The 10695-nt window shown below is 37.4% G+C and carries 8 protein-coding genes; 7 read left to right on the top strand and 1 reads right to left on the bottom strand.

The window, feature by feature from the left end:
• From ABIQ28_RS03880 to ABIQ28_RS03870, 3 genes are all read left to right on the top strand, one after another.
• Positions 1-217, top strand: a 217-nt coding sequence (locus tag ABIQ28_RS03880; RefSeq protein WP_348035436.1) for a hypothetical protein, incomplete at its 5' end; no start/stop codon positions are given.
• Positions 218-614: 397 nt separating this feature from the next.
• Positions 615-2159, top strand: a complete 1545-nt coding sequence (locus ABIQ28_RS03875) for an ATP-binding protein (protein ID WP_348035435.1) — start codon at positions 615-617, stop codon at positions 2157-2159.
• 293 nt (positions 2160-2452) lie between these two features.
• Positions 2453-2971, top strand: a complete 519-nt coding sequence (locus tag ABIQ28_RS03870) for a GNAT family N-acetyltransferase (RefSeq protein WP_348035434.1) — start codon at positions 2453-2455, stop codon at positions 2969-2971.
• A 196-nt stretch (positions 2972-3167) separates the two neighbouring features.
• Here ABIQ28_RS03870 and ABIQ28_RS03865 read toward each other — a convergent pair whose 3' ends face one another.
• A complete protein-coding gene (locus ABIQ28_RS03865) occupies positions 3168-3917 on the bottom strand; it encodes a DeoR/GlpR family DNA-binding transcription regulator (protein ID WP_348035433.1) in 750 nt (249 codons plus the stop codon).
• A gap of 214 nt (positions 3918-4131) precedes the next feature.
• Here ABIQ28_RS03865 and ABIQ28_RS03860 point away from each other — a divergent pair, with 214 nt between their 5' ends.
• From ABIQ28_RS03860 to ABIQ28_RS03845, 4 genes are all read left to right on the top strand, one after another.
• The gene (locus ABIQ28_RS03860; RefSeq protein ID WP_348035432.1) at positions 4132-7188 is read left to right on the top strand and encodes a SusC/RagA family TonB-linked outer membrane protein; all 3057 of its coding nucleotides are present in this window, start codon (positions 4132-4134) and stop codon (positions 7186-7188) included.
• 12 nt (positions 7189-7200) lie between these two features.
• The gene (locus ABIQ28_RS03855; RefSeq protein ID WP_348035431.1) at positions 7201-8700 is read left to right on the top strand and encodes a SusD/RagB family nutrient-binding outer membrane lipoprotein; all 1500 of its coding nucleotides are present in this window, start codon (positions 7201-7203) and stop codon (positions 8698-8700) included.
• Positions 8701-9039: 339 nt separating this feature from the next.
• On the top strand, positions 9040-9354 hold the full coding sequence (locus ABIQ28_RS03850) for a hypothetical protein (RefSeq protein ID WP_348035430.1): 315 nt from the start codon (positions 9040-9042) through the stop codon (positions 9352-9354).
• 77 nt (positions 9355-9431) lie between these two features.
• Complete coding sequence (locus tag ABIQ28_RS03845) at positions 9432-10445, top strand: TQO small subunit DoxD (RefSeq protein ID WP_348035429.1); 1014 nt, start codon at positions 9432-9434, stop codon at positions 10443-10445.
• The last annotated feature ends 250 nt before the right edge of the window (positions 10446-10695 follow it).

Genomic DNA, 10695 nt, shown 5'->3' with positions numbered 1-10695 from the left:
TAAAGCATCAGATAATCCTAATGAATTGAATGACATAAATTGTGTTTACGAAGCAAGCACTATTGATTTAGGTCACTCCTTTAAATTTTGGGCAAAGATAAGTTTATTTGCTGGGTACTACACTATGTACGGCGGTATATTGCAAAACACTAGGCTGCACAAACACCTTAATCGCCTAACAACCAAGCCTCGTCAATGTCATCAATGGCCTTCATAAAGGCATGCACCTATGGGTTGAAAATGTCGGGTATTGTCGGTTTTTGTCTGGTTGTGTCGTCTTTTGTCTGGTATTGTCCGTTTTTGTCCGGTTGGAGGCCTTTTATAGGGGTTTTGTTCGAGTCTTGTTCGACACTTGTTCGAGTGAGCCTTTGAAAAATATGATTTTTTGGGGACCGTGTCGAAGGAAGGTGGACGATGGGTTTGAAAAACTGCATATTGGTGTAGGAAACTACGTAAAGTTACGTATAGGATATGAGGTCGGAATTGGGTAGTTTGGTACGTTATTCCAATGCATGTTATTAGGAATATATAAAACATTAATAATGTTCATCGGCGGTATAGGCCTTTGTTAGTGGCAAGTGTAGAACGACCACCTAAAAAAAAAACAATAATAGATGAAAATCAAGAAAATAAAAATCAAGAATTTTAGAAGCTACAAAGATGAAGTTGAAATAGAATTTGGCGACTTGACCGCTTTTGTAGGTAAAAATGACATTGGTAAATCTACTGTTTTAGAAGCGTTAGATATTTTCTTCAATGATAGTAAAGGTGTAATAAAACTTGACAAAGACGACATAAATAAAAAAGCACTTGCTTTAGGAGACAATGAAATAGTTATTTCAGTTTGCTTTGAAGAACTACCAGCCACAATTGTAATTGACAGCACAAACGAAACAACTTTAAGTGCAGAATATTCACTAAACTCAAACGGCCAACTTGAGGTAATCAAGAAATATCCAAACGCAAAGACAACTCCAAATGTATTTATCAAAGCAAATCACCCAACAAATGACGACTGTAAAGACTTGTTGTTAAAGAAGAATACAGACCTACAGAAAATCATCAAAGAAAAATCAATAATTTGTAGTGACAACACCAAAAATGCAGTAATGAGAACAGCAATTTGGAACCATTATATCACAGACTTACGATTAAACGAAATTGAACTTGACATAACAAAAGGTGACGCAACAAAATCAATTTGGGAACAGTTAAAAAATTATTTACCACTTTATTCTTTATTTCAATCAGACAGAAAAAATAGCGATGGAGATAACGAAGTACAAGACCCATTAAAAGAAGCAGTAAAACAGATTTTAAGCGATAGTGGTTTAAAAATAAAATTTGCCGAAATTGCAAGTGAAGTTGAGAAAAAGCTAAAAGAGGTTTCCGACAGAACTTTGGAAAAACTGAAAGAAATGAACCCCGAAATTGCTGACAGTTTAAATCCTATAATTCCAACAGCAGAAAGTTTGAAATGGGCTGACGTCTTTAAAAATGTTTCAATCGCAGGAGACGAAGATATTCCAATTAACAAAAGGGGTAGTGGAGTCAAACGTCTAATATTGTTAAACTTCTTTAGAGCAGAAGCTGAAAGAAGAAAAACGGAAGAAAAAATTCCAAGTATTGTATATGCAATAGAAGAACCCGAAACTTCACAACATACCGAACATCAAAGAAAGCTGATTTCTGCATTCTTAACTCTTTCAGGAACAGTAAATACACAGGTAATTATTACAACACACAGTCCTGCTTTAGTAAAAGAATTAGAATTTCAACATTTGCGATTAATTAAATCTACAAGTAGCGGAAAAACTATTGAACCAGTTTCACCACATACATTGCCCTATCCATCACTTAACGAAGTTAACTTCTTGGCGTTTTCTGAAACAACAGAAGAATATCATAACGAATTGTACGGTTTTATAGAATTTGAAGGCAAAATTAATGACTTCAAAAGTGGTAAAACTCAAATTGACTACATCAGAGTAGAGAAAGACGGTAGTAAAAAAACTATAAAAATAATTTCAACAGAAAAAATTAGACACCAAATTCATCACCCAGAAAACAAAGAAAATATAAAATACACCGATGAAGAACTTGCAGAATCTATAAACTTAATGAGAAGTTTTGTAGGAACATTATTGACCACGACATAAAACACGAGCCACTAACATTGTATAAGCGCAATGCGGGCTAAAGTGCTAATCTTAAACGAATTTATCGCCGTTGTTGGTGTTTTCCACCAACAATCTTCCCTCCAGGCTACCATTCGTTTGCAACACGTGCCAAAACATAAACCTCAACCGTAAAAATAATAAAAAAATCTAAGTAACTTTCAGCCCCAGCTAACCCTCCTTCACAACGACCGCCCTACCCATAAGCCAATTTCCAATCTCAACATTTATAATCAAACAAACTCTTCCCAAATCCGTTATCCTTTAAAAACCCCATGCACAAAACATTCGAAACCGAGCGATTATTAATAAGGCCAACTTCAGAAGACGATGCCGAATTAATTTATGACTTAATGAACACGCCTAAATTCATCAAATATGTTGGCGATAGAGCGATTGATTCCATTGAAGCGGGCGCCAGTTACATTCGCACTAAAATGCTCCCACAACTACATGCGTTTGGCTATTCAAATTATACATTAATCATAAAATCAGAGGGACAAAAAATAGGCACCTGCGGACTTTATAAAAGAGAAGGCCTAAATGGTATTGACCTTGGCTTTGCACTTTTACCACAATATGAAGGTTTAGGCTATGGCTATGAGGCCTCCCATCGATTATTGAACGCAGCCTTTGAAGAATTTGACATTAAAGAAATCAAAGGAATCACGACCAAAGACAATAGCGCTTCGCAACGCCTACTTGAAAAACTTGGGCTAAAATTAAATGGTACCACAAGACTTCCAAACGAAGATGTGGAATTATTACTTTATAAAATTGTAAAACCAACTTAAACCGTCAATAAATCTTTTCTTGATCTGTAAATTTTCGTTACTTCAGGTGTTTCCCCAACAGCCATCACATAATCTGGGTTTCCAACTTGGCAGCTTATACATTATCTACAAAAAAACTCGAGATCAGACCCTAGGAAAGGAACATTCGAATCAAATCGATTTTGTCATTTCCAATTTAAAAAGATATAAATCACGCTCACAAAATCATTACCCCCTTTGAACTATAGTCCTTCAAAAGTTGATGATCACTTTTCAATTCGGTCACGATCACATCGATTTCTGAAAGCGGACATACCGAATAGTTATGACGGATATTAAGTTTATTGGAGGTTATCAATGAGACCACCTTATCTGACGAATCAATCATGGCCTTTTTAATTAAGGCAATCTCATAGCCTTCGTCGGTAATGCCTTCATCTAAAGTAATTCCGCTAGCGCCAACAAAGCAAATATCAGCATGTATTTTGGATAGTATTTGAAAGCAATCGATCCCTATGGAAACCAATGATTTTTTTTGGATTTTCCCACCGATAAAAACGGTTTCAATGTGAGGATGATCGGTTAATTGCAAAGCGATTTCCAAGCTAAAAGTATAAATGGTGGCTTTTAAATCCTTTGGCAGAGCACTCACAAACACCAAGTTTGTTGTACCACCACTTATAATAGCTACCATACCATCTTCTAAAAAAGGAATGGCTTTTTGGGCAATAACCTTCTTCTCTTCCCGATTAAAAACGGCCACTTCATTATAATGAAACAGTTTTTGAATGGAAGACACTGCGCCGCCATGTACTTTAGTCAGCAGGCCGTCTTCATCCATCTCATTCAGATCGCGACGGATAGTATCCGCCGAAACATTCAATTCCATCGCCAGCTGATCGGTGTCCACTTTTCGCTGCCGCATGACGATATCTACAATTAAACGTTGTCTATCACTTTTTTTCATAATACCATAGGGATTAAATAGGGAGGGCAAAGTAATCATAATATTGAAACCATAACAATTTTTGTTAAAATGCACGCTAACCTGCTTTTAAAATACTGAATCATTATCGATTTTGCGCTTTTAATGCATAATTAATGGTTTATTTTTGCATTATTTATGCATTTTTAAATTATTCAATTATATTTGAGAGATAAATTATTAAAACCAACTCAATATGAAAGGCAAATTATTATTGCAATTCCTGTTCGTTTTTTGCTTTGCTCAAGGCGTATTTGCTCAAAGTTTAAAAATTATGGGAACTGTCAAATCCGGCGACGACAACACACCTTTACTCGGCGCAACCGTACAGGTTAAAGGCACCACGGTCGGTACAATTACAGATTTTGACGGAAATTATGTTATTGAAGCCCCCTTAAATTCAACCCTTGTTTTTTCTTACATCGGGTATCAAACCAAAGAAATCAAAGCCATCAATGCAGGACCGATTGATGTGTCATTGCAAACTGGAGACCTTTTGGATGAAGTTATCATTACAGCTTTAGGTATTAAAAGAGAAAAGAAAGCTTTAGGATATGCAGTACAAGCTGTAGAATCTGACGCGCTTATGGAAGGGAACCAAAACAATATGGTTAACGGCCTGCAAGGTAAAGTCTCTGGTGTTACCGTCGTTAATTCTGGTGGTGCACCGGGTTCTTCCGCTATTATTTTGATTCGCGGCGGAACATCTATCACAGGAAATAACCAACCGCTATTTGTAGTGGATGGAATTCCAATTGACAACTCAACCAGCTCCAGTTTAGAAGTTGCAAGCACCAACAGAGCTTCTGATATTAACCCTGAGGATATTGAAAGTGTTTCTGTCCTTAAAGGTCCTGCTGCTGCCGCTTTGTACGGTATTCAAGCCGCTGGTGGTGCGGTAATTATTACCACTAAAAGAGGAAAAGCAGGCATGAGTACCGTGACCTATTCAGGTTCCATTTCAACAGATAAAGTTATGGGCACACCCAACGTTCAAAAAATGTATGGAAAAGGTGCTCAAATAAGAACCCCAGCAGGCATCACTTACGATCCAGAATCGTCGTTGTCTTTTGGACAAGCCATTGGTGCAAACACGCCAACGTTTAACAATATTGAAGATTTCTATAAATCGGCCGCCACCCAAAATCATAACGTAAGTTATTCCACGGGTACTGATAAAAGCAATCTTTATATGTCCATTGGAGACGTCTCTCAAAAAGGAGTCATAGGGGGAACAAGTTATGATAAAACATCATTTAAAATAAATACAAACTCCAATTTGACTGATAATTTCACGGTGGGCATTTCTGCAAACTATATCACTACAGATATTTTGAGCAGTAAACAAGGAAATGCCACTGGCAGCAGTTTCGGAAGCTTGTTAGCTTATCCAGCGGATGTCAATGCAAAAGATTACTTAAATGCCGATGGATCACAAAAAGCATTTTTCCTAAATCAACAATTTGATAACCCTTATTGGAGTGAGGTGAATAGTCCAAACTCGGATGCGACGAAACGATTAATTGGAATCATCAGTCTGAACTATAAGTTCTTAAATGATTTTAATCTATCTTATAAAATTGGAACGGATAATTATACCGAATTCAATAAAAGAGTCACAGGAAGCGGATCGTTAATTGACACTAGAGAAGATGGTTTTATCAATCAATTTGAAAAAGATCATACCCAATTGACTTCTAATATCTTTTTGAGTTATCAGAAAGATATCACGGAAGACTTTTCCTTTGATGGGATGATCGGTAATTCGGTTGAAGAATTAGATGTAAGAACGACGTTCAGTTCAGGAAGGTCTTTCTTGGCACCAGGAATTTATAGCATCGGTAATATATTAAAGGAAAATCAAGGGATTTCCGAATTGATTACCAGAAAGCGTATCGTTGGGGTTTTTGGAGAACTTAAATTTGGCTGGAAGAATTCATTATTCTTGAACTTAACAGGCCGTAATGACTGGTCCTCCACCCTTCCAAAAGATAAAAGATCGTTCTTTTACCCATCAGTGGGGATGTCGGCTGTGGTGAGCGATTTATTTAAAGTTTACGGCTCGGATATTACTTCGCCAAACGGTTTAACCTATTTCAAATTAAGAGCAACTTGGGCTCAGGTAGGTAAAGACGCACCAATTGGTGCTTTAGAAAGCTCATTGGGCACCAACATCAATGGCTTAGCGAGTTCAGCCTATACTTGGAATGGGGTTAACGTTGGAAATCCTAACTTAGAACCTGAATTCACCAATAGTTTTGAAATAGGAACGGATGTCCGTTTTCTGGAAAACAGAATTGGATTAGATTTGACTTATTATAAAAGCACCTCTGACAATCAGATTTTACGCGACATTAGAGTACCTCCAACAACCGGAACTTTTTACGCCACACTTAACGGCGGTTCCATTACCAATAGCGGTATTGAAGCGATGTTAAGATTGCAGATGCTTCCTAAGACATCCAATGTTACTTGGGATTTAGATTTCAACTTTGGCACTAATAAAAGCAAGGTTAAAGAATTACCAGGGTTTTTGAGTGAGGTTTATTTGTCCGACTCTTGGACGTTTAGAAACTCTGCTGCTGGAGCAGCGATCCTTCACGGTTCATTATTTGGACTACGTGGAAAACGCCCTGTAAAAAATCAAAATGGCGAGGTCATTATTAATTCTAATGGTTTACCTACGCTAACCGATCAAACTTATGACGACGTTAACAGAACTCCTGATTGGACTTTAGGCATTTCAAATTCCGTAGGCTATAAGAATTTCAACCTATCGTTTTTATTAGACATCGTTCAAGGTGGCGATGTGTACAACGCTACAGAATCTGCCTTAGCTTATTATGGATTAAGTACCAATACTGTTGCAGGCAGAAATGAATCAGTGGTATTGCCAGGTGTAGACGCTGCAGGCAATCCAAATACGGTTGCGGTGGATAGAGATCAGAATTATTATCAAAATTTTTATTCTCAAAACTCTGAAAACTTCATTGAAGATGGTTCATTTACACGATTGAGATATGTGACATTATCCTATAAATTTCCAACCCAAGTTTTGGATAAATTATCCCTTACAGGTTTAGAAATTTATGCTACAGGTCGTAACCTATTTACCATTACTAATTACAGCGGTGTAGATCCTGAAGTAAATACATTTGGTGCGGGCATTTCTGGTGCGGGCTCCATGAATATTGATAATCTTGGAACTCCAAACGTGAAAGGATTTGACTTAGGTTTAAGATTTAGATTTTAAAAAATTATAATTATGAAAATTTTAAAATATTCATTTATTGCGCTAGCAATAATTGCCACATCATGTAGCGATGACTACTTTGATGTCAACAGTTCAGAAACTGCTCCAACAACGAGTGGTTTAGCGCCACAGTTTAGAATACAGGGCGCTATTGAAAACACGACAGGAACTGCTCAGTATAGAGGCGCCAGGGAGATTATTGGGGTTACACAATATGCAGCCCATCACACCAAAGCCTATGAATCCAACTCATGGACTAATAACCTTACCACGGGTAGTTACTTTTTTTGGCAGAACGCTTATGTATATGCACTGCCAAACACTGCAGATCTAATTGTTTTAGGTAAAAAATATAATTCTCCAAATTACACTGCAGTGGGCAAGATATTAAGAGCCTATACTTTTGGTATGACTACAGATCAATATGGTGATATTGTAACAAAAGACACCTATGATGGAGAGTCAAACATGAACATTACGCCGAAATTCGTAACGCAAAAAGAGGCCTATCAAACAATTTTCACCTTGTTGGACGAAGCTATTGCAGAACTTCAGCAACCCAGCTCAATAGGACTTAATGTTGAAGGTGGTGATGTACTTTACGATGGCGACCAACAGAAATGGATCCGTTTCGCGCACTCTGTCAAAGCACGTTACTTAAATCATTTAAATAAAAAAACGTCTGGAGATATGGCATACAATGCTGATGCCATTATCGCAGCTTGTGAGGCCGGTATCAATTCAAACGCTTTAAATGCGCAACAAGACTTTGTGGGAGGTGAAGCAGAAAATCAAAGACAACCTTTTGCTGTCGGTGGCTACGGCTCTTCAAGATTCCGATACTTTAGTACGTTTTTTGTCAATCTGTTAAAAAACCCATTAAACTTAGCAGTTCCAGTAGAAGATCCTAGATTATCCATTATTGTTCCTGAAGCGGTTAACGGTGGTTATGTAGGTTTAGATGTGGGCCGAGGCTTGGATGGAGATCCTGCAACTAAATATTCAGCCGGAAACGGTGGTTTTTATACCAGTCCAACGTCGCCAACCTATATGATGACTTACAGTGAAGTAAAATTCATAGAGGCAGAAGCAAGATTTAGAAAAAATGATTTAACAGGAGCTTATACTGCTTTTAAAGAAGGTGTTAGAGCGGACATGGAAAAACTAAATGTACCAAGCACTGAAATGAACACCTATTTATCTTTATTAGATGCAAAAATTGGTGCAACCAATATTGGCATGTCAGCAATTATGGTTCAAAAGTATATTGCCAACATGCTTAACCCAGAAACGTGGGTAGATATGCGAAGAATGGATTACAGTGCTGCGATATACCCTGGACTAAAGCGCCCGATCAATGTTAATCTAGATATCTTTCCAGGCAGTGATGAATGGATTCAAGGGATGCTGTACGAGCGCAACGAGGAAGATCGCAACTACATCAATATGCCTAGTAATGATCCGCTTATTCGTTTGAAAACGCCATTATGGTGGAACACTTCGGAACAATAGGAATAAGATTTCCCCTTCACTTTAATCAGTAAATAAAAAGCCAACTTTTAAAAGGTTGGCTTTTTTGATGATCTAAATTTGACATTCTTATTGTTTTTAGATCACAAACTACCATTGTTTAATCACTTAAAATCTTCGGAAAGCCAAAACGCAATAATTTATTCAGATAGAAAAAATGGCACAATTTCGAAACAACAACAACAGGAACAATCTTGATAGCATCCCTAACTTTTTTGCTCAGACGCATTTCCTCTATTCGCTTTAATTTAAAAATAGGCTTATCTTTGCCGCGTGAAAGCGCATCTACATATCAAAAAAGCAGTTCTATTATCCTCGATCATGGGATTAATAGCATTATTGTTGCTGTCACCTTGCAAGGTTCGAAACTCCATCCAAACGGCGCTAGAACTTCCTCAAACAGAAGTTTCCAGCAAAAGCGTGTGTCAAGTTTATGAAGAGAATGAAACATTGGTTTCAGCTACAACAACCAATCAGCAGCAGCAGTTTCCTGCAATTCCTTATAAACAACCACATTTTGCACTTGTTACAGTTGATTTAGCTAAACAGACAGTCACACAAATTGAGGATAAAAGTGAATCGGTCGCGCTTATCCCCTACTACATTCTCTACCAGAACCTGAAGGTTCATCTGTAACTCATTTCTTATGCCAAACAAGCCGTCTTATAAAGACAGCCACAAGAAATTAGTAACTACATTTTGAGATAAATACAATGAAATTAAATATTAAAAACGATTCCGGGCTTTTAATGCTTGGGGTAAGAATGGTTATTGGCTGGACTTATTTTTCCGCTTTTTACCGAAGAATCATTTTAGAAAATAAATTAGATCCAGAAGTTGCAGGATATATCGGCGAAAAGTTCAACCACTTCCTCCCGAATGCACTTTGGATTAAACCCATCATCCTCAACTTAGTTGAAAACCCAGATAGCCTTTATGTTGCCATGGTTAGTTTTACTATTCTTGAAGGAATTGTAGGCTTGTTTCTGATTTTTGGGCTGTTCACAAGACTTATGAGTATTGGTGTTTTCGGATTGGCCATGGGCATCTTATTGGGTTCTGGATGGATTGGCACGACTTGCTTGGATGAATGGCAAATTGGCGTGCTTGGTATTGCTACAGGATACATGCTTTTCTTAAGCGGCAGCGGCACTTATTCTATGGACAATTACCTCATGAATAAGAACTATGCATTTACCAAAACAAAATGGTTTGCTTGGTTAGGCTCTGGGATATTGCCAATTAAAGATCGCATCTTTCCTAAAGTGGTATTGGTGGGTTCCATTTTAATTTTTGGATTGACCTTATACACCAATCAGGTGTTCCATGGTGGTGTTTGGGGAACCTTGCACAATAAATCGGTCAAGCCGAAATTAGAGATTACGGAAGGTCAATTCAATGAAAACGGACTTTCATTTGACGTTTATAGAACCGAAGGCGTGGACGTTTACGGCGCCTGGATGATTGACATTACGCTTACCGATAGTCAAGGCAATACCGTCATCAGCTATATACAAGATGATTTAGCAAACTTAGATGATGGCGTGATTGACAATTATTATATCGCGAAAGTGAAACCAGGAAAGCACAGTCTTATCATTCCTTTGGGAGCAAAAGCCAAAATGAATTTTAAGGATGCTGTTTTTATAAACCTCCCAAAAGGAACTTACAATCTAAAAATAACGGATATCAGCGGTGCCAATTGGGATCATAGTATTACGAAGTAGGATTTAATAAAAGTCTACTAAATAAACAGTCTTTTGAAATGTGAACAGGTCTTGCATTTTGGGAGGCTGTTTTTAATATGAACATAGACCGCTGCGCTGTTAAGATAAAGAATAAAGACTTGTTTCGCTAAAAATTCAAGAAATCCATGAAATTAAAATCCGTGTAATCTGTGCATTCTGTTTCTAAAAAGAAACAAAGAATCAAGAACAAAAATTATGACTTGTGATTCTTGAATTACTCGAAATCTGA

Origin of the sequence: Gelidibacter sp., from assembly GCF_039916245.1 — a bacterium.
In the GTDB taxonomy this organism is placed as follows: domain Bacteria; phylum Bacteroidota; class Bacteroidia; order Flavobacteriales; family Flavobacteriaceae; genus Gelidibacter.
Note: the sequence above shows the minus strand (reverse complement) of the source record. Positions and strands in the feature narration are given on the sequence as shown.

What these genes read in the sequence shown, in the direction of transcription:
- ABIQ28_RS03875 (WP_348035435.1), top strand. Translation starts at nt 615, where the DNA reads ATGAAAATCAAGAAAATAAAAATCAAGAATTTTAGAAGCTACAAAGAT.
- ABIQ28_RS03870 (WP_348035434.1), top strand. Translation starts at nt 2,453, where the DNA reads ATGCACAAAACATTCGAAACCGAGCGATTATTAATAAGGCCAACTTCA.
- ABIQ28_RS03865 (WP_348035433.1), bottom strand. Translation starts at nt 3,917, where the DNA reads ATGAAAAAAAGTGATAGACAACGTTTAATTGTAGATATCGTCATGCGG.
- ABIQ28_RS03860 (WP_348035432.1), top strand. Translation starts at nt 4,132, where the DNA reads ATGAAAGGCAAATTATTATTGCAATTCCTGTTCGTTTTTTGCTTTGCT.
- ABIQ28_RS03855 (WP_348035431.1), top strand. Translation starts at nt 7,201, where the DNA reads ATGAAAATTTTAAAATATTCATTTATTGCGCTAGCAATAATTGCCACA.
- ABIQ28_RS03850 (WP_348035430.1), top strand. Translation starts at nt 9,040, where the DNA reads ATGGGATTAATAGCATTATTGTTGCTGTCACCTTGCAAGGTTCGAAAC.
- ABIQ28_RS03845 (WP_348035429.1), top strand. Translation starts at nt 9,432, where the DNA reads ATGAAATTAAATATTAAAAACGATTCCGGGCTTTTAATGCTTGGGGTA.